The organism is Candidatus Nitronereus thalassa (genome assembly GCF_032191465.1).
Taxonomy (GTDB): Bacteria; Nitrospirota; Nitrospiria; order Nitrospirales; family UBA8639; genus Nitronereus; species Nitronereus thalassa.
Window position 1 is genome coordinate 912,475 of record NZ_JAQOUE010000001.1, and the last position, 25,656, is coordinate 938,130.

Sequence of the window (25,656 nt, forward strand, 5' to 3'; positions counted from 1 at the left end):
CATGTATTAGAGCCCTAACCATTTTGCAATAATTACTCGTTGAATATCTGATGTACCTGAAGCCAATGTACCACCAAGAGCATCTCTGAGGTCACGTTCAACCTCATACTCGGAGAGATATCCATAACCACCATGGACTCTGATGGCATCGAGACCAGACTGAACAAAACATTCACTCAAGTATAATTTGGCAATCGCGGCTTCCATTACCGCGGACTTTTTCATCTTTTTTAGCCACGCGACTTTGTACAACATAAGTCGAGCCGTCTCCAATCGCACCTTCATATCGGCAATACGATTTCCCACAGATTGAAACTTTCCAATAGGCTGATTAAACTGTCGTCGTTTCTGTGCGTATTGGATGCACGTTTCCAGTTGCCGCTCCATGGTCCCAAGACAACTCGCTAAAATAAAGCTACGCTCCCATTCCATCGAATGATTAAAAATTCCAACACCAGCTCCCTCTGGTCCTAATCGATTTTCTTCTGGCACAAAGCAATCCTGAAATGTTAATTCCCCCATGGGATGAGTTCGAAGGCCCATTTTTTCCAATTCTCTGTTAATCACAAAACCAGGACTTCGGGTATCAACAATAAAAGCGGTTACTCCTCTTATTCCCTGTGAAGGATCAACAGTCGCAAAGACCACGGCAATATCCGCTATAGGGGCACTGCCAACAAAAGTTTTTGTTCCATTAAGAATATATCCTTCATTTCGCTTTTCCGCTTTGGTAGATAAACTATAGGCATCTGAACCTGAATTTGGTTCTGTCATGCCATGCGCCGCAATTAACTTTCCATTACATAAATCTGGTAAGTATTTTTCTTTTTGCTTCTCAGACCCAAAAGTGAGAATAGGAAGTTGCACACTCCACATTTGAGCATTCAAGGCAAAAATAAGTCCATTATCATGACAACCATATCCCAGGGCTTCCATTATGGCCGTAATGGCTACAATATCAACATTTTGTCCACCATATTCTGTTGGTATGGGTAAACCTAAAATGCCAAATTGAGCACATTTCTCCCAATTTTCACGAGAAAATTCTCCATTTTTTTCTCGCTCTCTTAATCCAACATTTAACTCTTTTTGTGCAAATCTAATTACCTCATCTCGTTTTAAGGGCGAAAGGTCTTCGTTCAAAGAGAAATCCATATTTTCACACCTATTTATTAGTAGCTAAAGTTTTCGAATGGCTATATTTAAAGTTAAAGAAAAAAATGAAATCGTTTTCCTTGGAAAAATATACCAAGTAAATGGGAGAGCATTTTTCAATTAATTAGAGAAAACTTTAAATGGGAGGTTAAGGCGTTGGACTATATCGAAGCAAAAAGTAGAGCCAATTATACATTCGCCTGACTCCTTCCCTAATAAATCTTTTTCTGACAATTTTCCAAAAAAAAGTCGATGGAGGAGACCAAACCTCTACTTTTTCCTCAAGTTTCAAATCCGCTAAGCGCCCTTCAAATTCTGGTGTAATCACATTCCCAATATGATCAACAAAACGACCAAAGGTAGAAAGTCGAGCATACCCCAGGGAATCGATTCTTTCGTCTAATCCACTTTCCGTGGCATTCGACTCTTCTGATGCTGGCCCCTCTCCTCCCATCAGACGACTGTCCCATTTGCAAGCATTCAAACCTTCAAGAATAACGGCCTTGGGAGTCACATATTGGAAATGAGTTGCAGTGGAATAGGCTTGAAGTCCCTTACGTTCTAGTAAAATATCCGTACAACCACTGGTGCAAGCAGTCGCATCTTTCATGGCCCATCCAACACTCTGAAAGAAATCTTTTTCCCACTCCTCTGGTATAAACTTCCCATATTGAACTGCAATCTCAGGATACTGAGACAAATAGTCTTTTAAATACTGATTCCCGTAACGGAATTGCCACCTAATGGGTACGCCACTGACCATTCCAACACGAGGGAACTCATCAATTACTTTCAAATGGGCTTCAAGCCACCCGGAATGAAACAAAACATCGTCTTGTGAATAGGCAATAATCTCACCGGGAGCAGCATTAAACATGACCTTCAACGCATTTAATATTCCAATATTATCTTGAGATAAAATCAGATATCGGATTCTCCCTTGGGTTTGCAATTCACGTAAATACGTAACAACTTCTGAACAACTTCCATTATCAAATACCATTATGTCGTAGGGTTGAGGAGTATGTTTAAAAATACTCGCCAGGGACATTTTTAATACATTGAAACGATTGGCAAAATAACCAATTTGGTCTGGAATATAGGTCAAAATGCATATTGTAACACGTGCTGGCTGGTAGTTAGACTTTTGGGTTCTAGTAGGGCTTAAGCCAATCCGCATAGTCAGTTTTCTCCTTGCCTGTCACCCTCACGATCCATCCAGACAATTATATAGGGGGATTCCACAACCCTACGATTGGGATTAATTAAGCGGAAATGCCTGGCCATCGAAGTCATTACTTCACTTCCTTCCAATGAGGTGATCTACTAGTTGAAGGGACTGTTTATTCAACTTGGATGGTGTCCTATTTGCACTTGGACTGAACTTGCTTTAAATCCGTGCAATCATAGAAAATGGCAGTAAAGAGAGTTGTAATGGCCAACTACAGGATTAATTGAAGAATGGGACAATCTTTTCTATCGTGGAAAATACTTACGCGCTGGTCGAAAGCTAGCAGCAACAGCACAATAAAATTCGCTCATCCAGCTTCCTGGCTTACAAACCACCGGCCTCAAAAAAGGACGTCGGTGGCACCTTGCAACCTGTGGGTATAAGCTACATTCACGATAGATTAGCCGCTAAGGGAATGGCAACAGATAACATTTTATATTCAATAGCACTAAAGGTTACACCAGTTTTCATAATGAGATATGGCACATCCAAGAATGAGGCATCACAAAAGTGCCATGTTTTCGCTTAAGTAACGTAAAGCTGGTCCCTAAAATGTTTCGAGATGCGACATTTACAGTTAAGGCGTTCTCAACATAATCAGCCTCTTCCCCATTCACCGAGGCCCACACATGAATATGATATTCTTCTTCGACTAAAAGAAATTTCGGTATTTCACAAACAAAACTTCCACAGGAGGGAGCTTTTTCAAAATCGCCACCGGAGATAAAAGACCCGACAGTAAAAATTTTATTTCCACCCCGATCCAGAAATAGAGCTGCAACTGAAACATTCTGCAGTTCATCGTCATTCTCAATGCAAGAATTATATTTCAGAATTAACTTTATTCCCTCTCCTGACAATATTGTCCTAGTAGCATTTCCATTAAAATCCTCGATCCGCAATTCTGAAAAACGCAATCTTCCGCTACCCACTCGGTCCGTACGTACGTGAAGAGGTAAATCACTTTGCTCACCGACATTTACCAGATACCTTTTCACTACAGATTCCGTATCACCCATCATTTTTATTTGGCCATCTTGGAGCAAAATCGCTCGATTGCAAAGGTTTGATACTGCGGCCATCTGATGACTGACAAAAATTATTGTGCGTCCTTCTTTTGATACACTTTCCATCTTTCCAAGACACTTTCGCTGAAAACCTGAATCCCCCACTGCCAACACTTCATCAATCAATAGGATCTCTGGTTCTAAGTGTGCTGCAACAGCAAAGGCTAACCGAACCCCCATTCCGCTTGAATACCGCTTTACCGGTGTATCAAGAAACCTTTCAACTTCCGCAAAGGCTACGATTTCGTCAAATTTTCGTGAAATTTCTTCCTTCTTCATCCCTAAAATGGCGCCATTAAGATAGATGTTTTCTCGCCCCGTCAGTTCAGGATGAAACCCGGTCCCTACCTCCAACAGGCTTGAGACTCGTCCATGTAATTTGATTTTTCCTGTGGTCGGGGAAGTAATTCTCGTGAGGATTTTAAGTAACGTGCTTTTTCCGGCACCGTTGTGGCCAATGAGACCTACAACTTCCCCCTCTTTAACTTCAAAAGTAATATCCTTAAGGGCCCAATAGATGTCATTTTTATCGCAAGAAGAATGATGACCATTCATTCGGAATACTGACTTTAGAGATTTGGTCATTTGCTCCTTGAGAGAACTATGACGGTTTTTTGCTTCTCCAAGCTTGTATCGTTTGGATATGTGGTCTACTGTTATTGCGACAGAACTCATAATGGTTTTTACTTATCTTTAAATGGTTTCGAAAATTGAAGGCAGGCGAAAATTGGATTTCCCTCAGTTGGTCATTGACCCAATGGTGCTTCCTGCCCTCGTTTTGCTTTAAGAGCACATTCTACGGTTTCCTTTGGGGGTTAAATGACATCGGCGAAATATCGTTCCATCCGGTTAAAATAAAGAATTCCCAATGCCAGCAATGTCACCACCATTCCTCCACTAAGTCCCATTGCCACCAAATCTGGATTGACTTTTCCAAGAATTGCCCAACGGAATCCTTCAATCACTCCCACCATTGGATTTAGGCTGTATAAAAACCGCCATCCTTCGGGAACAAGACTCAAAGGGTAAATGACTGGGGAGGCGTACATCCAAAATTGAATAAGAAAGCCTATTGAGTGACCAACGTCTCGATACCTGACATGGAGAGCAGACAAAAAGAGGCCTACACCTAATGCCGTGAACAGGGCCAACAATAAAAACAATGGAAGCAGGACGATCCCCCAAGTTGGCACAACATTGAACCAGGCCATCAATCCTGTTAAGACCAAAAAGGACAAGCAAAATTCAATCAAAGGGGCAACTGCAGAAGCAATTGGAATGATTAAACGCGGGAAATACACTTTGGTTATTAGAACAGAATTACCCAGCACGCCCAAACTGGTACGAGTAACTGCCTGGGAAAAGTATGTCCATGGAAGAAGCGCCGTGTATGCAAATATAGGATAAGGAATCCCATCTGAAGGGATATTCGCAAAATTTCCAAAGATAACAGTAAAGATAATCATGGTCATCACGGGTTGAATTATCGCCCAAGAAGCACCAATCACGGTCTGTTTGTACTTGACCTTGATATCACGCCAAATCAAAAAGTATAGCAATTCTCGATGCTTCCAGATCTCCAAGAGGTCCACATGAAAAAGCCCTTTCGTCGGCTCAATAACCAAAGAAGGTTTTTCATTTGAACTTGCATTGGAAAGAAGTACGATTTCCCTACTGGATATTGCTTCTGTTCCCATAAGCTAGATAGACTTTCTTATATAAAGACCAAATATTCTTTGCATCAAAACGGGCATACCACGAACAATATCTTAGGCCACAGATTTCATTTCTTTTTTCTCAGATGAAGCTGCTTGTAATTTCGCTTTCACCTGGGCCTCTATCCAGGGGTACGTTCGCGCAATCCCCTCTTCCAGGGAGATTACAGGCTCCCATCCCAGCACATCCCGCAACCGAGTATTGTCGGAATTTCGCCCTCGAACTCCTTGTGGACCAGGCACATGTTTTTTCTCAATTTTATGATCAGCCACTTTCGCAACCATATCCGCTAATTGATTGATTGTAACCATTCGATCTTGTCCCAAATTGAGTGGTTCATGAAATTCCGATCGCATGAGTTTATAAATACCCGTCACGCAATCATCGATATAGCAAAAGGATCGAGTTTGTTCTCCATCTCCCCAAATCTCGACTTCAGGGTTCCCTGTTAATTTGGCCATGGCCACTTTCCGACACAATGCCGCGGGAACCTTTTCTCGTCCCCCTTCCCATGTGCCTAAAGGACCAAAAATATTATGGAATCGAACGGTTCGTGTTTCGATCCCATAATCTTGTCTATAATATTCACACAATTTTTCTGCGATTAGCTTTTCCCATCCATAGGCATCTTGAGGTTGCGCAGGATAGGCATCCTCTTCTTTCAGGGGTACCACATTGGCTTCCATTTGTTTGAATTCGGGATATACACAGGCAGAGGAGGTATACAAATACCTCTTCACACCATTGATACATGCAGCTTCGAGTGTATGAATATTAATAAGTGAGTTATTACGTAAAATTTGGGCGTGATTGGCAGAAATAAATCCCATTCCTCCCATATCTGCTGCCAAAGCGTAGACCTCTTCAACATCACGAGTGGCTTGAAGACAATTGTCCCAACGACGCAAGTCAAGCAGCTCGAACTCATCCGCATCCGTGGTGCTGAATTCTGGATATTTAATATCAACGCCTCGAACCCAATACCCGCGTTTCTTTAAATATGTTACCAAACCGTTTCCAATGAACCCACCTGCGCCTGTCACCAACACTCGTGTTTGCCGAGACATCTCTCTATCCTCCTTATTTTAGCGGACAACAAAATGCTCCTCGCGCCATTGCTGCCAATTACATGTAAATTAATTAGAAATTCTTGGAATTACCTACCAACAATCTAACTAATCAAATTCCTACTTCGTGTTCTTACAAGTTGCTTTATATTCTGCTTTCTATTTTGGTATTTGCATCAGTTAAATCTTGCAAACTCAGTTCCATCCCCATAGGGGGAAAGGCCAAATCCTATTCGCGTAATTTTTTCGGGCTGCCGCCATTCTGGTGCATAACCAGTTCATTTTTTTGATTTGGATTAGTCTTAGAATTTCAAGACATATGATGCTTTTAAACAGAAATTTAGGTTACGGGAGAAGTATGGAAGCCTCAATACGTCAACTACAGTAGTGATTACGGAATTACTTTGGTTTTCCAAGAAGGAAATTAACCTAGTTGCCATCAACGAGGAGATTTCGTGGATACTACTAGGAGTGCAAAATGACCCATCAATGAATATAAGGTCATTTTTTTAATGTGCGAGAAATTAGGCACCACGTGTTTTACGCTGGCCCCAACAGAAATTTGCTATTTTTTAGGAATTTACGAAGAACAGGAAAGAAGAAGAATTTTTAGGGTTAAAAGGCCGATTCATTAAAAGAAATATTTTTTCACCTATTAATTAAATAAGATCCTCAAAAGGTGATCTATTCTGACAGAGGCCCGGCACCAGTAGATCCAATAGGTTCCAATTAACGTACAGGCATCATAAGAAGGAGCAAGGGCCAGATAATGTTTTTCGAAAGTATATGCTGATCAAAACAGAAGCCAGTATCACCAGCCCCCCAAACAACAAAGTCGAGTAGCCTTGTTCTCTCATATAAACGGTTTCAAGAGGAACCATCCAACTAAACCCTAATACGGTCATCCCCACACCAACAGAAAAAAAAGCAGGTTTAAAATTTTTACTGCAATTCGAAAATCCCAGGCACGAGAAAAAACATAGAGGAAACAGAAGAAAAAAACTGTAGGCATATGGACCACAGAATTCCTCCATATATTGGAACACATACTTTCTCTTGGCCATCCGAATCATTTTATGTTCTTGTCCATTGAGGTACAGGGTTTCATAGCCTGGGCGATAGGTTGCCACTACATGCATCATGTTTAAATTAAGAGGCGCATCGGTCGTATACAATTCAGGCTTCGTGCCCGTTTCCCCTGTCAAGGGTGTCCGCAGTCGAAACACCACGTTTTGCCTTTCCTGCCCAAGAATAAAATTCACCGAATCCGACTCTTTTGAATATGAAATTATTCTCGCCGGACCTTTCTGATCGATATCCGATGGCTGGAACCAAGCTTCAATAGTGACCTCACTGTTCGCATATCCTTTGTCAGCAAAAAATTTGCGAAATGGCTCCTGACTTTTCACCATGGTATTTTCCAACAGTTCGATGCCGTTAGGTTTCAACCACTTAATTTTTGTGGGGTTTTGTATCCGTAAGTTCAGGGGAAGACCAATCTCTCCACGATCATGAACCATTGCACCGGAACCTTCGGTAAAATTATAAAAGGCCAAGAGCCCATCCTGGACTCTTAAATTGGCCTTGTCTATATACGGCCCAGCCTGAAAGTTCAACTGAACCTCTGACGCACCAAGACTCTTCCCATACACAGCAATTTGATAAATCTTCCCCAACCAAGGCCGATCTTGGGTTGCTTCATTGCCTAATTGAACTAAAAAGGATTGGTCCCAATTTTTGAAATTGGATTTTAAAGGAACGGTGTACATGAGGCCTATAAGCATGACATACACTACCACTCCTATTATCATGATTCGATTGGTACACCCCATGACCCATGAACTTTTAATAAATTGACTCACGGGCACAAAATAATAATGCCCAATAATGCCACCAATCGCGCCGCTGAGTATATTCATACTCAAATCCACCAGGGAGGGGTACCTGGGTAAGAATAATTGCATGATTTCTACCGAAAGACTTAAAAGTCCACTGGCCAATCCGACTAGTAGAATTTTCTTGGACAGAGAGTAAGAGGAAAACTTCTGAAGAGAGACTAAAAATATTCCAAACGGTATAAATAAAACGAGATTACTTATGACATTTTCTAAAGACCAAGCCGCTGTGCAACAAATCGGGAAAAATTTGCCAAACTTTTTAGCAATAAGATCGAGAAATGGCCCTTCATCCTGAAAAGAAAACGTAAATGGCATCATCGTTAAAATACATATATAGACCGAAGATAAATTCAATAGGATAAGCACCCCCTGATTTTGTAAAGTCTTTGGGGTTTTCACCTTTTTTTCACTCATGGGCATGGTACTTAATTAACAGGTTTTGTAATGAGAGCCAAATAATGCGTGTTCAGAATTTTCAGCTTTTCTAAAAGGTGACATCCCAAGAGTGAATAGGAAGCGAGGCGTCGTGTAATGGGAGGTGCCAACGTCACTCGATGAAGGGAAAATTGGCAATCTGGAAACAATTTGTACATTTCATGCTTTTTCACCCCACGGACATCAGAATTCCAGGGATTATTGACATGAAAGTCATACCAGATAATACAGCCATGTTTTTTCATCACTCGGACCATCTCCCGAGCAATCCGGATTTTCATTTCCGGGTCCAATACAGAAGAAAATACTGTGGATTGAAGGACTACATCGAATTGCTCATCACGAAATGGCAGATCGATCGCACTTCCATTTTCAATATGAACACCTTCGGGACATAACTGCTTGGCCTCCTCTACCCGACCAGGAAGAAGTTCAATACCCGTCACATTCTTAGGTTGAGCGCCCCACTTAATGAACTCGCGTAGCCAAAACCCCTTACCACATCCTATTTCAAGTATGGACTGCTCATCCAAGGATTGAACTCCATGTTGGTGAAGAAGGCGCAACATTATCTTCTCCTGCTCTTGAATCATGACCCTGTATGCAGGATTAAACCAGGAATATCGATCTGTATCTTGCCGCCTGGCATACACATCGCGAATTCTGGCTTCTTCGAAGCGAAGAGAAGTTATCGTCTTATTTTCCATATATTTTATCCCAAGAAAGGGATGACAAGTGGGATGAGCCTATTTTGAAGATCTACTAACTGTGGCTGGCTGTTTGGCGAGACAGTTTCGTAAAGAATTCCTGAGGCCCCTTCCGTATCACCACAAAATCCCAAATACCTCTGAGGAACCCAACTCCATAAGCAAAATGATAACAAGCAAATACGATGGGAAGAACCCATATAAGGCCCCAGCCCTTTTGGCGAGCCGTGCTTATGGAAGCCAGAAGGTTTAAGAGTCCATACAGTCCGACAACACCACCCCACGCCCATATTGCTGGGAACCACCCTAATGCTATTAGGGGGAGGCAGATTACAGACAACACAAAACATCCAGGAATGAGGTGCCGTAACGAAGCCGGCAGTTTATGTTTTTGAATGACTCTGACTTTCCAATACCCATATTGCATATACTGCCGGAATAAGGCCCGCAATGACCCACGGGGACGATACCAACTCCGTATCCGTGGCGATTGATATATCCGACCACCATTCCGCGTGATGCGTAGGTTGTACTCGTCATCTTGGTTGCGAACTAACTCCTCATCAAAGGGCCCATGCTTGGCAAAAACGTCCTTCGGCCAACAGCCCAGATACACGGTATCCACTATTCCCTCAAAATTTGGATCGTGCCCCCTAGCCCCCCCCACTCCAAAAGGGGACTGAAAAGCCGCAGCAATCGCACAACTTATTTTTCCTGCCCCTTTTGCCACCCACGGTCCTCCAACGTTGTCGGCACCAGATTCTGTGAGTACCTTGATGCACTCCTGAATATAGTTCGGCGCATAGGAAGTATGAGCATCCATGCGTATAATTATACGCCCTCTTGCACTGCTAATGGCCTCATTGAGTCCTGTGGACACGATTCGTCCGGGATTATCGATTACCCGAATCCGCGGATCCTCCTCAGACAATCGTTGGAGAATCTCTCGGGTTCCATCATCTGACATTCCATCAGCAATAATAACCTCGTAACTTTCCTCCGGGGCCTGTTGTTTCAATATCGATCGGATACATCCTTCAATATGATCTTTTTCATTTCGGCATGGTATAAGAATTGAAACCGCAGGTGTTGTAGGTGACAAAGAGGTTAACATCATCTTTTCCTGGATTTTTCTAGTTCAAAATTCGCAACTCTTCCCTTGAGGAAGAACAAACCTATCCCGCTCTAATTTCTTAAAATTTCCATAGAAAATAAATGAATTTCTTAGTGAAACCTGCCCCCCCATTATCTGACTCAGGATTCGAATTTTCTATTGATGATATTCCATCAACGGGAATGTGAACCTTGGCTAGAAAGCGAGGGAAGATATGGAAAATTGAAAAAGAATTTTGGTACTGAAAGGTGTCAGAAAACCTTAACACCTTTCAGTACCTTTGGCTGAATTTTTGCAATGAAATTTGAAAGGCCAGAGAATTTTTAATTAATTTGACATAAATTGAAGGTTGGTAGGCGGAGCAGGTGGTTGATTATCGGCAACTGTGACGCCATATTCGTAAGCTCCAATATCACTTTTATTACCCTGTGGCCGGCTTCCACCTAAAAAGTCATCGGACACTTCAGAGAGATTTGTTCCTGCATCAATAGCTAAGCTAGAGCTCGTAAGCTTAAAATCATTGTTCGATTCACTTACAAAACCAGGATTGGAGCTGAGATTATGGGAACTAATGGCAGATCCAACAATTCCATTTGTTCCATTTTTCCAAAAAATGTTGTTTCTGATTTCACTTGAACTACCACCGGAAGCCAGCTCAACAGCCATACTGGGGTTATCATAAACCGTATTGTGAAAAACTTTCGCTGCTCTATTTAAACGAATTCCCTTATAGTTGTTTCGTATAATGTTGTTATAAACCATATTACCACTACCACTTCCAATAATCACGCCACCGGTGTTTCTTTTCATGGCATTATCGTAAATGATGTTCTTCCGAATTATGTTGTTATTCGCATTATTATCATGCCCATTATATACATGGACTCCCCAGGAACCTGAATTCCAAATTATAGATTCTTCTAACACACTATTACTGCCTTCAATATATATAGCATATCCATACAGGCCATCACCCTTAACATCAACAGTGCCATTATCATGTAAATTCAAGTTTAAAAATTCATGTGAATCTGATCCAACACCAACCATAATTCCTATATTCTTTGCATTCCTAATTTCACAGTTTTGTATCCGGATATGGTTCGCCTCATCACCGGCACCATTTCTCGTTAATTTTATGGCATCGTAATTGGAATTTTGAGCATCAACAATCAACCCATTCAGAATGATATATTTTTTATTTGCCCCTTGAATGTGAATGGTTCGATCCACACCGGAAGGGCCTTTAATGATAACTGTATGGCCTGGATAGGCAGAAACCGTGACTGGACTGCTCCAAGAAGTTCCACCGGGAATCGAGTTATTCAACCATTCGTTATATGTTCCACTTTTCACGTAGAGGGTATCACCGGGGGCAAGACACCCCACACCAGAATTTATTGTTTTCTTTGGAGTTGATTCAGATTTTGCACTTGAACAAGAATTGCCGTCATTCCCATTCGTTGCCACATAATAATTACTCGCGGCATAACTGAAAGCTGGAAAAAGCACAATCGCTATAAAATTTAAAACCATTACAGAAATAAGACCCGCATGGTATGTTCGGTTTCTCATGACCACTCCTCACAAAAACAAAAGGCTTAAAATGAATTTTGGGTTTATTTGGATACGCGAAAACTGTCAAGAGTATGGCACCCTACAAGCTTATCCAAAAGACTGTAAATTTCACCTGATAAATGGTTCGGTCTTCTGACTAAATTTCTTTAGCTGACCCCTTCATGAATTCTTAAGCCTCATTCAACAGCAACCCTCTTTATTCCAAATCATCCAAAGCCAAAACAGCAAAGTTCATACCAACTTCATTTTCAAATAAGGTTTTTTTGTAACCTATGGAAAAGTATATAAGAATTTTCGTTTTACCCTGATGGCGTCTTTTATCTGTTTATCTTTTCAGTCCAAAAACTTTACCAAAAGTGAAGGCTCACTCCTTCACTTTAATGACTGACATGTTCAACGAAACACTTTAAGGGAAAGAGTTCTCTGACGATAATACGCTAGTATCATAATTACTGAGCATTGAGAACCTAGGATGGATCACTCCCAATAGGCATCCCAAATTAACTCCAGCCAACGTCAAGAAAGCGTTATTAATAAAGGACAAACTACCTATTTCTTTACCAAACAAATTTTGAAGATTTCCTAGGTTAGTCGATTGAAAGGCAACTAAACAGAAGTGTCAACGAAGAAAGGTTTTGTAAACCTCTAAGCAAACTTTGGAGGGTGCGTCAATTTGCCTACAGTGATGATATTTTCCGACTCGTTCAATACTGGAAATGAGGAAATTTAAAATATTTGCTCACCTCTGCAAAAGCTGCCGTTGTTCTTTTGGAATTTTGCAGACCACGGCACGGAATTTTCCGTTGGCACCGCGTGGGACTTCAGCAACTTCAGTCAATGTCACATTAATAGGTCCCATACGTGCTCGTAGGCCATCAATGATGGCTTGCCCAGCTTTGGGAGTAAAGTCTGATGCCGGAACATACGTTACCTGTATTTGATCTAATGATTCTTGAGTGATTTGGGCTTCACGCACTGGAAGATCTTCTTTAAATACTGGATCTAATCGTCCTATACATCTCCCATCCAAGGTATACAACACATCATCCACCCGGCCTTCTACAGAACCTAATATGGGAAGAGTTCGACCACAGTCACAGAGTTCGTTGTGTTTTTGGAGAGAACCACAATCTCCAACTCGATAACGAATTAAAGGCATATCGTCGTTCAGAAGACTAGTGCAGACAAGATCTCCGGACATTCCATCTTCCAACTTATTTTCTCCTTGGAATACTTCTACCACACCGATCTCAGGCCACAAATGCAATTGCCCCTCCTCACACTCACTCGCCGCTGCCACAATTTCGGCCATACCATAGGTTTCTCGAACTGGGCATTGAAATGCTTTTTCAATAACCTTTCGTTGATAATCAAAAAGTGGCTCTGCGTTGGCTATCACCACAGACATTTTTAAATCCGTCCTTCCCAGACGTTCCACTTCTTGCGCTAAGGCATACAAAGAAGAGGTATACCCCAACAGGAATTTGCAACCATACCGATTGATGGCATCAAGATAATATGGAATAAGTTGAGGAGCCAGATGATACGAAGACATGTACAATTGATGAAGAGCCTGATTCCACACCCAAAAAGGTGGACGGCGTTGTTCTACAGGTGTTACCAACTGCCCGCCCAAAATAGCCCACCGGTCATGACGAGAAACCCCATACCATTGTCGCCATCGTGCTTCCGAAAGAGCATACCACGCCCTTACGGTATTACGGCTCCACCATAAGTTCAGAGATTTCCCCGAAGTACCGCTCGTATGTTCGTGATACATTTGAGTGATATGACAGTCCTCGGCCACAAAAGCTTGTGGATTGGCTCTTAACTGATCCTTATCTAATATTGGCCAGTTTTCTAGGATTTCCCATGATGACTGATCCCCACGATGGCGACGGGCCGCCCAGTATTCTCGATAGTACGGTACTTTAGTGGCAGCCCGCTGTAAGACATAGCCTAATCGCTCCGCTTGCCAGGCCTTAAGTTTGTCGGGGGCCCATCGGTCACGGGCAAGAGCCGCCTTCACAATTTCCTCCGTTTCTTTACCAAACCGCCAAGAACGGAGGTAATACCCATGTGCGGTAGCCGCCATTGAACGCATCCAAGCAGGCAACCCATGATAAAGTGTTAATTTCCAATTTCGCATATGTCTGTATTTAGTGTGCAGAAATGAGAGATTCAGGAATTGAGGCATGTTCGAAAAATGCTTTGTACCATCCCGTCACCATGACCAATTGTTTTACTAATGGCTCAACGGATTTCTCACCTTCCAAAAATTGTTCCACAATCCGTTTCACCTGAGATCGCTCAAAAGGTCCACCGTTAATGGGAGACATATTGGGTAAGTCCTGCACAAAGCGACGCCATTCGGGAATCTGTCGAAAATAGGAAGCCCAGGGGACACCAAATCCCCATTTGCGGTGTTTTTGGATGTCTAATGGAAGACGTCGCCCAAGGGTCTCCCGTAACAGATATTTACTCTCCTTGCCCTGCAATAGTGTGGAAGAAGGAAGAGCCGCTAGACCCTCCACCAACCGATAGTCAAGAAACGGAACTCGACATTCAATGGAAGCTCCCATCGTCATCCGATCGTTTCGATCAAGTATCGAACATAAAAACGTGTGCTGGTCTGAGAACATAGCCTGGCGCATAGGATCATCCCTATAGAGGGATTTCGATTCGGCAAGCACTCGCTCCCGGAAGGGATACCTTCCAGTTGTTTTCATCCCCAGCAATTTCAGGTCATCTGGAAACACATCACAGGAATTAAATAATATAAAGTTATCAATGGATCCCAATTGTAAAAACCGACTCAATTTAAGAAGCCGACCATTTAACCCTAGTTTGGAAACAAAATAAGGAAGCACAGGTCGTGCTGCATTTAACAGCCATGGCGACCGGAGAGGTTGGTACCTCACATATCCTCCGAGCAATTCATCACTCCCCTCACCAGACAGCAGTACCGTGACTCGGTCTTTCGCCATCTGAGAAATCCTCCATAGGTGTAAATCGTTCCCATGCACCAAGGGTTCGTCATTCAACCTGGATCCATTGAATAAGAGAGGCAAAAGCTCTTGGGGTGAGAGAAACAGCTCATGATGGTCAAGATTGAGTTTGTCGGCCACCTGTCGCGCTAATGGCCCTTCATCATATTCCGGCTCTTCAAATCTGACGGTAAAACTGGCGACTCCCGAACCGGCTTGCGCCGATAACGAAGCCGCGACACTATTGGAATCAAGACCGCCACTCAATAGCACACCAATTGGAACATCCCCGATTCGTCTCACATTCACGGAATCTTCGAAGGTTTCCTGGAACCATTCCAAAGGGTTCCTAGGAAGGTTTTCCCGCAAAGCCTGTGCACGGTCAGTTAAATTCCACCAGCGATGTATTTGGCTCTTCCCGTCTTGCCAAGTCATAAAATGGCCTGGCAAGAGTCGAAATACTCCTTCGAATGGAGTACGCTCGCCCGCCACATACCGGAAACATAGCAGCTCTTCCCAGGAAGATTCATCAAACCGAGAAGGAACTCCCGAGGCAAAAAGCCCCTTGGCCTCAGAAGCAAAATACAGAGCCCCTTGATAATACGAATAAAATAATGGTTTGATGCCGACCCTATCGCGAGCAAGAAAAAGTTTCCGCTCTTTTTGATCCCAAATTGCCACAGCAAACATTCCATTTAACTGTTCCAGCATATCCGGACCATATTCCGCAAAAAGGTTTAGCACCACTTCGGTATCGGTGTTGGAGAAAAATTCGTATCCCCTAGATTTCAAGCGATGGCGTAGATCGTTGGCGTTATACACTTCGCCGTTATAGGCAATCCAATATCGGCCATCTCTCGTCCCCATTGGCATATGTCCCCGCTCAGAGAGATCTTGGATAGAGAGACGTCGGGAACCCAATGCAATTCCCGGTTGAATATAAACCCCATGGTCATCAGGGCCTCGGTGCTCAAAACTATCCCGCATCGCTTCTAAGACGTTTTGGGAAACTATCGAAGTATTATCATCCGAGGCTATTCCGCAAAAACCGCACATGGATCATTTCCTCACTTTCCAGCACGTCATGACATCATACGTGAAAACACATCTTCCCACTTAGGTTTAATCTGTTCCCAGGAAGACCGTTCTGCCAATTTTCGGCCATTACGCGACAGCGTTTCAGCCAAACTCGGGTCTTTCAATAATCGAAACACCGCGGAGGTCATCGCGACATCATCATCATCCGGCACCAATAACCCAGTTTCACCATCTGTCAACAAATCAGGAATTCCGCCAACCTTTGTTGCTACAACAGGAAGCCCCATCGCACAGGCCTCAACGACACTTACCGGCATGTTATCCACGTGATTGGTATTCAAAAAAATTTCAGCCACATTTCCTTCTTGAAATTTGCTCGACATACTTAAATATCCGGGAAAGGTTACAGCATCTTGCAACCCTAACTGCTGAGAAAGTTGATGAACCTTGGATTGCTGGCCTTTATCTTGACCAGCAATCACTAACGTTGCCCCTGGAATTTCCTTATGCACATTGGCCATCACACGAACGGCCATTTCGGGATTATAAATAGGATGAAAGGTTCTCATCCAAAGCAATCGAGGCGAGAGTTTTTGGCGAAGACGAAACGGATACGATGAAAGTTTGATGATATTGGGGATAACCTCACAGGGAAACCCTTGCGTTTCAACGAATTTGGATAAGAACGTTGAAGGTGACACGATCGCATCAGCACGGCTTAAGACTCGTCGACACCAGGAGGGATATCGTTTCATAAATTCGGGAAAGGCTCCACCTCGAAGGACCATAATAATTTTTTGTCCGAGCAATCGACCAACGCTACTTGCAAGATCCTCCACCACAAAACTCGGACCTCCAAAGACTTGCAAGCATTGAATATCAATTTCTTTTCGACGTTGAACCAAAGTCAACAGGATATCTGCAAGCCGCACATAACGATTTTTGGCAAAGGAGACACCGATAACGGGATACCCCTCAGATTGAAAATGCTCAACCAGACTTTCGCCCTGAGTCGTCACGCATCCAGGATGCCTCCCAATCATTGGGCCAACAAATCCAAGTCCCGGCAATAACTTCACTTTGAAGATCCCCCTAAACTCCACACCCAACCACCGATCATCTTAAAATGTTCAAAGCGAGCTTTGCGCAAGGACCCAACAACATACCCCCAATTTCCACGAAGTAAATGAAACAGCAAGACTTTTAATATCCCCCCCGTATTTCGTGAAGCACGCTGACGTTCAAATTCCACACCAAAATTTCCTTTTAAATCCTCACTAATACGATGGAGACGGTTCAAAATTTGGTAGCCCCGATCGCCGGTTGCCCAACGGACACGGCAATTTTCATCAATCCACGTAGGAAGAGCGGCTACCTGTGCCACCCCTTGCTGGTCTAACCCTATATAGAATACGGCGCCTTCATTTTGTTCACGCAACATCACGGGCGTCATGACATTGCCTTCCTGCCAGTCGTACAGGAAATTGCCAAGATTGTAACAAGCCACGCGATTCGTTGAGGTCACCTCGACCCCCTGAAGAATATGCGCATGATGCATGAGAATTAAATCCGCTCCCCGGCCCATTAACTGTTCAGCCATTGCCTTGTGATCCGGACTGGGATAATCGATGTACATCATACCTATATGAATCGACACAATTAACAGGTCTACCTGAGAACGGCTTTCCTCAATAGCGGCAAGCAATTCGTTTTCCTCAAACTCCCAATATTGCGGCCCACTTTCATTTTGAGGCAGGAGGGTTCGACCACAACCTAACCAGCCAATACGAAGTCCACCCACATCGGTTCGTTTGAGCTGTTTTGCCATTTTTGCATCATCGCCGGCACCCAAAGGCACCAATCCCTTCGAACAAACTGCATGTAGGGTTTTCGACAGGCCTTCCTGACCATACTCACTGACATGATTATTGGCCAAATGCATCAAGGAAAACCCTGCTCTTTGTAATAGTTCTGCTCCCATCAGGGGGGCCGCAAACATCTTTGTTGAAAGACTATCCTTAACAAGAGGAGACTCAAGATTTCCAAACACAATATCTGAATCCTGAAAAAGCGGCGTGACCTCCGAGAATAAAACATCCCCTCCATCACGAGTTGCTGTCATAGCCGCTCGTCCAGAAAGTCCAATATCTCCGACCGCACACAACGAAACCATGGACCCGGCAGGACGGCGATGCATGATTTGCCATGCCGGAACATCAGGAGGGACATTCGTTGAAATGGTATTCCCTTTCACGATGTGAAATTGACACGGCACTTCGGTTTTCATTGTGCTCCTTTTTCAGCCAAGGCATCCAGATATACAGTCGTCATATTCATCACCATTTGCTTTAGGCCAAAATCCCTTTCCATTTTTTCCCGCCCAGCCTTGCCCATGAACTCCCGACTATCTGGATATTTCAAAAGGCCATTGACATATTTCGCCATATCTTCAGTATTATTTGGGGAAACCAAATATCCAGTCACTCCATGATCAATCAGTTCTTTACTCCCTCCACAATCAGTTGACACAACTGGAACTTTTGCTGCTGCGGCTTCCATCACCAAATTAGGCATCCCCTCAGTCCATGATGTTAGGCAACAAACATCAAAAGCAGGTAAATATTGAGCGGCATTGGGAATAGCACCGGGGAAAAACACTTTGTCACTAACCCCTTTGCTTTTCGCCATGTTTATCAACAAGGATCTTAGGGGACCTTCGCCAATGATCATTAATCGTAAGTCAGGCCATTGAGGTTCCAACATACAAAATACGTTGACCAACATCGCATGGTTTTTATTATGATCAAGCCGACCTATACTTCCCATCAACAACTGATTGGGCAAAATACCCAACTTTGCTCTCAGACCCAGAAGATCCGCGGGGCTGAACTCTTGAGACACTCCGATCCCATTAGGCACCACTTTCACCTGCAGTTTTGGATGATTGCTTTCAGATAAATGCTGTGCAGTAAACGCAGAGTTTGTCACAAGAACATTGCTTCGAAGGCCTAGCCACCTCAATAATTGGCTCTTGGGTAATCCTTCGTAATTTTCTCGCATCGAACCAACTTGTAATGGCACACCGGCTAATTTTCCACATAGCTTTGCATAGGGATTGGTATGAAATACCCAGCTATGGACCACTTTTACCTTTTTGGTCCGTAAGATGTTGACGATTTTCAAAATTCGCTGGAGTCGGCCTAATGACCGTGGCACATGCCAAACATTGATTCCTAATTGATCAATCGGGCCAGCCCAATGTTCATTGGACTCAGAACCTAGATTTATCACCTCAGGACAAAACCGAGTTCGATCTATTCCCGAAAGGAAATAAAAAAGCTGCTGTTCCGCGCCTCCAATTCCTAACTGGCCAATAATGATGGCAATACCAACTGGCATGATGGTGAGAAATAACCCTTTTCCTAATCGAGGTATTGCCTTGCCCAAAGTTCGAACATGACAAGAGTCCACACCCGGTGCCAAAGTTGATGGGTACTAATCCTCAGTGCTCGTTCCCCATCATCAGTGACAATGGCTTGCCGTATTTTTCCAACACTGAGTGGATCAAACAGACCACGTCGTTTGACTGAATCTGAAGAGAGACAATCTTCTAATAAGGCTTTCCATTCACCCGATTTAAACCATCCCCCAAATGGCACGGCAAACCCGGATTTCCCGCGATTCACGATTTCCTGGGGAAGGACATCAGCCAACGCTTCTTTGAGAATTGATTTGCTATTTTGACCCTCTAGCTTCATCTCAGGGGGAATCGTCCCTGCAAATTCAACAAGCTTGTGATCCAGCAAAGGGCATCGCACCTCCAGGGAACAAGCCATTGACATCCGATCCACTTTGACTAAGGAATCATCGACTAGATTGGTCTCAAGATCGCGGGCCATAAAACCAACGATGGGATCTTCAAAAACGGAAAGATTGTTCAGATGGTTTCCGTTGTTGGTCAGGCTGGAATAATCCTGCAAATGCGCAGAGAAATCACCAGAGTAGAGGGCTCGCTTGTCAATTTCATCGTAATAACTGAGCAGCGCAACCATACGCTCCGGCTCAGCCAGTGCACTTAAATCAATCGCCTTCCCCAATTTTCTTAAATTCTCACTCCCAGAACGCCATGTATCTTCCAAGAGATGATAACCCGCCCGAGATAACCACCCTAGGGAATGACGAAGTCCTTTGGGTAGAAGGGCCATTTTTCGAAGCCACCGGACATACTGATAACGAGGATATCCGGCAAACAATTCATCTCCGCCATCTCCAGAAAGCGCCACGGTCACATGTTTGCGAGCAATTTGTGATACCTGATAGGTAGGGATCGCAGAAGAATCGGAAAATGGCTCATCTAAATACCACACCAATCGTTTCAAAAGATCGACGTTATACGGGCCGACAATTTCCTCCGTATGGTCGGTACCATAGGCCCTTGCCGCTATGCGAGCATAGTGGGTTTCATCAAATCGTTTGTCTTGAAACCCCATACTAAAGGTCTTGACCTGCGTGGATGGCAGTGCGTTACTCATTAAACCCACGACCGCCGTGGAATCGAGACCACCACTCAAAAAAGCCCCCAACGGCACATCGCTACGTAACCGCAGTCGCACTGACTCTTCTAATAGGCTACGTAGCCCATCCACAAAATATTTTCGTGATTTTCCCCGATCAGGCTCTGGCTGAAATTGCCAATATCGGGTCAACTCTATATGACCAGTATCAACACATGCCACTAATCGGTGACCAGGGGGAAGTTTGTGCACATGTTCAAAGATTGATTTTGGAGATGGCACATAAAGAAAACTTAGATAATCATGGATCGCTCTGGCGTTGAGTGCTCGGTTTAATCCTGGCCAAGGGAGCAAGGCTTTAATTTCAGACGCAAACGCTAGTTGGTGGTTGTGAATACTCCAAAATAATGGTTTCTTTCCAATACGATCTCTAGTCAAAATCACCTGTCTTTTTTGACTATCCCACAAGGCCACCGCAAACATTCCACGCAGATGATAGGTGAAATCCAATCCATACGTTTCATAGGCATGAACAATGACCTCGGTGTCGGAATTTGTCCGAAATCGATGCCCTCGGTTCTGTAAATCAACGCGCAATTCCTTAAAGTTATAAATTTCCCCATTAAACATGACCCAAATGGTTCCGTCTTCATTAGAGACCGGTTGGGTTCCGGCTTCCAAATCGATGACTCGTAAGCGCCTAAACCCAAATCCCACTGGGCCATCAACCAGCGCCCCCTCTTCGTCAGGTCCTCGGTGGACTAACTTTGAGGCCATCCGTTTGACAATGGCCGGCTCATCCAATGGTCTACCATTTAGATTGAACAGGCCCGCGATTCCACACAAAATATTACTCCTTTACTTTACACGACCTATGGATGTTGAATACTAATCAGTGAAGGAATGCTGCCATATGACTGGCAGCATCAATACTTCAATGAACGACTTCGCGGTTGTGTTGAAAAAACGAAACAACTGGCTTCAGCTTCCCCAAGGCTGTACGTTCTAATTTCGAAACTAACTCTACTGAAACGGATACCCCAGGAAGCTCATTTTTTAAAACACTTTCCAGTCTTTCCAAATCATTTGATCGCAAACGAGCGCTGGGTACTATCTTCATTTTCACATCTCCACTCTTTTCTTGAATAACCTGATATTCTCCAATATCAAAACCCCCAGGGTAATAGCGAAGAAACTGAAGCCGAACTAAATCCCCACTGGGAAGTGCAATTTGATCAAGAACTCGACCAGTAATTTTCTCCAACACTTGGGTGTTCCACTCACAAGCATCCGATGGAAATTGGGCACAGTCACCAATTCGATACCGAAGAAAGGGCATACCACGACTGTGCAGATTCGTCACAACGATCTCTTGACTTCCTGCCGAATCTCTGGGACCAAAAGGCTCCAGGAAAACATTTGCGCCAGCGACAAACAGGCGGTCATCCAAGGCAGATCGTTGCGTGGCAATCAAACCACAATCTCGGCTCCCGTAGGATTCATACACTGGAACCTTGAACACACTTTCAATAATTTTACGTTGCGAAGCGTCGAGTCCTTCTGCTCCGGTCATGATTCCCTTTCGAGGGTAGGTTGGTTGACAATTTCGTTCTCGCAATCGCAAAGAAAGCAAGGTCATGGCTGAAGGATAACACCTGAGGTACTCTGGCCGATATGCTGACAACCGCTTATCAATCAAATCCAGCTGATTGGAGCTTAATCGACAACAGTCATGAGTTTGCTGATGGGCCAGCCAATCTACCACTCGACCCTTCATCGTTGTGTGTATGTTGGCATTCATATGTGGGGGAACGCCCCAAATTAATCCTAGACGATCGCCGGACTCATATCCCAATTTTGAAAAGGCCCACTCTGAGGCAGCTTCTCTCCAACCAAGATTCTCAACATCCAACCAAAAACGCATCGGTTCGCCAGTGCTTCCACCCGTCGTATTAGCCATCATAGTATCACGGGAAAATCCATCTGCGATAAGGTCGGCCGTTCGGGTCCGGATAATGTCTTTATCAAGAGTCGGAAGCAATTGATAATCGGCAAAGCTGAAATCAGCATATGGATCAAAACCGATTTTTTTAAACAGCTCTCGGTAATAGGGAACCTTTTCACCTGCCCACCGCACCAATCCTTTCAACTCATTCAATGTCCACTTTCGTTGGCATTCTAAATCTCCATTATCCCAACACTGGAATCCGGCCTTGGCCTGTTTCCAACTTGCAAGGAACTTCCTTCGATCTAAAGTCCAAGGACCGTGGATAATCCAAGGGAGGGCGATCTTTTGACTAAACCATCGATGCAATTGATGAGACGGGGACATCACCTTTCAAATCCTATTTAACACTACCTTGAGGTTATTCTTAGGTTTCCACAGTAAGGAAAATACTAGGAGAACTAAGCAGGCTAACAGGGGCCGGTTAGTGAATTTTTATGCTTATGGCCCTAGTGAAACTGGCCAGGCCTAATTTTTTTGGAGAGCCTTTGAAACTAAAGCTGAAACTAATTGAGGTAAATTACTTTTCGCCAAAAACCTAGGTGGAGGGATGTGTTTGTGTATACACAATTAGCGACCTAATACAGGTTCAATATTAGACTGAGCCTTTTTCAACACCCATCCCAACACACCACGCCACCCCAATGCTGGGATCTGAAAATGCCAGCGGTACCCCCATCGATCAAAACTTTTTCTTGTTCGACAGTACCAATTTCCGTAATCTGAGAAGGAAAGAGGGCGACTAACCTTTTTCATTTGGCGAACGGCTCTCTGACGAGAATCAAGAGAAGGAAACCGTCCATTTTTCCAAAATGAATGAACATTCCATGTCATCGTTTTCCCACGAGAAAATTTTAATTCGACGGCAATCGATTCACGCAATCGGTGCGACTGACCACGCACTCTTTCATGATCAGGAGAAAAAAAACAATTCCCTAAACTATAAAAAACTGGCTTTCCTTGAATCGTTTCCATCCCACGAACAACATGAGAGTGATTTCCCACAACCGCGTCCGCACCATATGTCACTAATCGCTCTGCCATTTGCCGATCTATCGGTCTGGGATAAGGAAATAATTCATCACTCCAATGAAGATAGATTACCACCCAATCGACTTCTTGACGAAGGCGAGCAATTTGAGCCTTTGCTTCCTCATCCCCTGGCCAAAGATTTGGCCCCATACCGGATTGATCCGGTGGATCAGGATGGGTTTCGGCCGTTACCCAATTGATCACACCCAACCGCCCCTCCTCAGTCTCCCAAATCCACGGCCGTGCAGCGGCATCAAATGTCATTCCTCCCCCAAAATAAGTCAGCCCAAATGACTCCAACTCCTTCATAGTATTGCGCACCCCCTCAGTGCCACCATCCATCAAATGATTATTCGCCAGAGCAGCTACCGTTGGTCCCCAATGAGAAACAAGGACAGCCGCCCCTGGGGGTGAAACAAAGCGATACCCACTTCCATTTGCCCGAGGAATTTTTAAACTTTGTTCACTAGAAGGCAATTCCCAGTTAAATAATATATACGTGTCTTTTTCCGCATTCGAATTTGGAAAAGGAAAGGGCCAGGGAGATTTTTGTGGCATATCACCGCGTATGCCTATATCACCAAAACAAAACAGTCTCATAAAATTCGTCCTTTTTCAGTAGGAAAGGCATGATTCTCAAATACGGCTAATGAACCAAATGATAAATAAAAATAGTCGAGCCGGATTTGGAAGACTGGAAAAGGCCTTTTTCGAACTTGAAAATTTTCAAAACAGCCTACATGATCAATCTGGATTTGACACCTTGTTTGCTGTAGGACACTTTCAATTTCCGCCGCGCATGGGGGATACTTGAAACGACCCGTTGTTGCCAAATCCAAGATTGGGAAGCAATCAACAGCCCAATTCCCAAGGAAAGTTCTTTGGCATAGAGACGGTGTGATCCCATCATCATAATAAGTAACGTCACTGATACACCCAGAACACAAAGACTGAGAGGATCTTTCCCACACTTTCGAGGAATGCAACGATATCCCTGATACACGATCATCAAAAGACATAGTAGCCCGGGTATTCCCCAATAAATAATTGTGGCAATAAATGAATTATGTGGACCGACAACGCTGAAATATGTCGGATGTTTAAAATTTGTTTTCATTCCCCAGGGACCCCAAAAGTTTCCCGAACCAACTCCAACCAAAGCATACTGATCAAATGTGTCCAATGCTGCAGAATAAATGCGAGCGCGAGCTTCCACTTTTCCTGATCGACTTTTTTCAGTGGAAAAAGCCATTCGGGACAGAACCGCATCTGGTACCACTATCACAACACAAAGGGAAAAAATTGCTCCCATCACAATAACCTTTGCCCGCAACCCAAAAGCTAGCAAAATGGCAGAGACTGCCATTATGACCGCAAGCAAACCACTTCTCGACATTGGGAGAAATGTCGCAATGAAACAGAATGCCGCAATTCCAAAAAGAATATTCCGTTTTCGAATAGACCCGCCCACTAAGGCTAAAGCAAATGCCACGACCGTGCCCTGGCCGGAAATCCGGGCCATGGTATTTAAATTAATTTCAATATCTTTCCCCTCAAACGCGGCATTTCGAGCCTTGTCGGCTTCTTGAAAATTACTTGCGGAAACCCCACTCAATGCCCCATACGATGTCAAGAACAGCACCACGGCCATCCACACACCTGCGGCAATATAGCCATAGAATCCCCACTGCAAAGCCTCCCGATCTCGACAAACCGATGCCACTAAAATCCCACCAAACACCATTTGCCCGAACTGACTTAAAATTGAGAACGTGGGATAAGGATGCGAAGATTCTATGATGAACCCCACCAAGATCAGCGCATAGGCTGACAAACAAATGGGATGCATAACGACTTTCATTAACGCACTGAAGCGAAATGCCAAAACGTACATCCCCAACACCGCAAACAAAAGAAACAAAGCACTAAAACCACCTACAGTAGGAAGGTGATTTTCAAGGGGCAATATCATAATAATGGCCGTTAATAAAATCTTTTCCGTAAGATTGGTTTTTTTTACGTGGACGGTTTTCCTAACAGGCATACTCTTGCCCCGACCGACCGAAGAGATTCTATTTTCGTGGACAGGTTCCATGGGATTTTTTTCCAACG

Annotated in this window: 18 protein-coding genes; all 18 read right to left on the bottom strand. The window is 43.8% G+C overall.

The window, feature by feature from the left end; genetic code table 11:
* Window positions 1–6: 6 nt before the first annotated feature.
* Entirely contained in the window at window positions 7–1,155 is a 1,149-nt protein-coding gene (locus PPG34_RS04255; protein ID WP_420888060.1) for an acyl-CoA dehydrogenase family protein, read from the bottom strand.
* Between the two features lie 148 nt (window positions 1,156–1,303).
* Window positions 1,304–2,335 carry a glycosyltransferase family 2 protein gene (locus PPG34_RS04260; RefSeq protein ID WP_313831899.1) on the bottom strand — a complete coding sequence of 344 codons (1,032 nt, stop codon included), beginning with the start codon at window positions 2,333–2,335 and terminating at the stop codon, window positions 1,304–1,306.
* A gap of 518 nt (window positions 2,336–2,853) precedes the next feature.
* Window positions 2,854–4,128, bottom strand: coding sequence for an ABC transporter ATP-binding protein (locus PPG34_RS04265; RefSeq protein ID WP_313831900.1), 1,275 nt, complete (start codon window positions 4,126–4,128; stop codon window positions 2,854–2,856).
* A 140-nt stretch (window positions 4,129–4,268) separates the two neighbouring features.
* A complete protein-coding gene (locus PPG34_RS04270; protein WP_313831901.1) occupies window positions 4,269–5,150 on the bottom strand; it encodes an ABC transporter permease in 882 nt (293 codons plus the stop codon).
* A gap of 72 nt (window positions 5,151–5,222) precedes the next feature.
* Window positions 5,223–6,236, bottom strand: coding sequence for an NAD-dependent epimerase/dehydratase family protein (locus PPG34_RS04275; protein ID WP_313831902.1), 1,014 nt, complete (start codon window positions 6,234–6,236; stop codon window positions 5,223–5,225).
* A 743-nt stretch (window positions 6,237–6,979) separates the two neighbouring features.
* Window positions 6,980–8,554 carry a LamG-like jellyroll fold domain-containing protein gene (locus tag PPG34_RS04280; RefSeq protein WP_313831903.1) on the bottom strand — a complete coding sequence of 525 codons (1,575 nt, stop codon included), beginning with the start codon at window positions 8,552–8,554 and terminating at the stop codon, window positions 6,980–6,982.
* 5 nt (window positions 8,555–8,559) lie between these two features.
* Window positions 8,560–9,276: a class I SAM-dependent methyltransferase gene (locus PPG34_RS04285; protein ID WP_313831904.1), complete on the bottom strand. Its 717-nt coding sequence runs from the start codon at window positions 9,274–9,276 to the stop codon at window positions 8,560–8,562.
* Between the two features lie 55 nt (window positions 9,277–9,331).
* Window positions 9,332–10,393: a glycosyltransferase family 2 protein gene (locus tag PPG34_RS04290; protein ID WP_313831905.1), complete on the bottom strand. Its 1,062-nt coding sequence runs from the start codon at window positions 10,391–10,393 to the stop codon at window positions 9,332–9,334.
* Window positions 10,394–10,717: 324 nt separating this feature from the next.
* Window positions 10,718–11,965 carry a right-handed parallel beta-helix repeat-containing protein gene (locus PPG34_RS04295; RefSeq protein ID WP_313831906.1) on the bottom strand — a complete coding sequence of 416 codons (1,248 nt, stop codon included), beginning with the start codon at window positions 11,963–11,965 and terminating at the stop codon, window positions 10,718–10,720.
* Between the two features lie 742 nt (window positions 11,966–12,707).
* The gene (locus PPG34_RS04300) at window positions 12,708–14,063 is read right to left on the bottom strand and encodes a phenylacetate--CoA ligase family protein (RefSeq protein WP_313831907.1); all 1,356 of its coding nucleotides are present in this window, start codon (window positions 14,061–14,063) and stop codon (window positions 12,708–12,710) included.
* A 64-nt stretch (window positions 14,064–14,127) separates the two neighbouring features.
* Window positions 14,128–16,011 (bottom strand): asparagine synthase (glutamine-hydrolyzing), encoded by a 1,884-nt coding sequence (gene asnB, locus PPG34_RS04305; RefSeq protein WP_313831908.1) that lies wholly within the window; start codon window positions 16,009–16,011, stop codon window positions 14,128–14,130.
* A gap of 26 nt (window positions 16,012–16,037) precedes the next feature.
* Window positions 16,038–17,072, bottom strand: coding sequence for a glycosyltransferase family 4 protein (locus tag PPG34_RS04310; RefSeq protein ID WP_313831909.1), 1,035 nt, complete (start codon window positions 17,070–17,072; stop codon window positions 16,038–16,040).
* Window positions 17,069–18,280 (bottom strand): CapA family protein, encoded by a 1,212-nt coding sequence (locus PPG34_RS04315; protein WP_313831910.1) that lies wholly within the window; start codon window positions 18,278–18,280, stop codon window positions 17,069–17,071. Before PPG34_RS04315 ends, PPG34_RS04310 begins: the two co-directional genes overlap by 4 nt.
* Window positions 18,277–19,392 carry a glycosyltransferase gene (locus PPG34_RS04320; RefSeq protein ID WP_313831911.1) on the bottom strand — a complete coding sequence of 372 codons (1,116 nt, stop codon included), beginning with the start codon at window positions 19,390–19,392 and terminating at the stop codon, window positions 18,277–18,279. The genes PPG34_RS04315 and PPG34_RS04320 overlap by 4 nt, the downstream gene beginning before the upstream one ends.
* 23 nt (window positions 19,393–19,415) lie before the next feature.
* Complete coding sequence (gene asnB, locus PPG34_RS04325; RefSeq protein ID WP_313831912.1) at window positions 19,416–21,353, bottom strand: asparagine synthase (glutamine-hydrolyzing); 1,938 nt, start codon at window positions 21,351–21,353, stop codon at window positions 19,416–19,418.
* 88 nt (window positions 21,354–21,441) lie between these two features.
* Entirely contained in the window at window positions 21,442–22,842 is a 1,401-nt protein-coding gene (locus PPG34_RS04330; protein WP_313831913.1) for a phenylacetate--CoA ligase family protein, read from the bottom strand.
* 240 nt (window positions 22,843–23,082) lie between these two features.
* A complete protein-coding gene (locus PPG34_RS04335) occupies window positions 23,083–24,144 on the bottom strand; it encodes a CapA family protein (RefSeq protein ID WP_313831914.1) in 1,062 nt (353 codons plus the stop codon).
* A 136-nt stretch (window positions 24,145–24,280) separates the two neighbouring features.
* Window positions 24,281–25,588 carry an O-antigen ligase family protein gene (locus PPG34_RS04340; RefSeq protein ID WP_313831915.1) on the bottom strand — a complete coding sequence of 436 codons (1,308 nt, stop codon included), beginning with the start codon at window positions 25,586–25,588 and terminating at the stop codon, window positions 24,281–24,283.
* Between the last annotated feature and the right edge of the window lie 68 nt (window positions 25,589–25,656).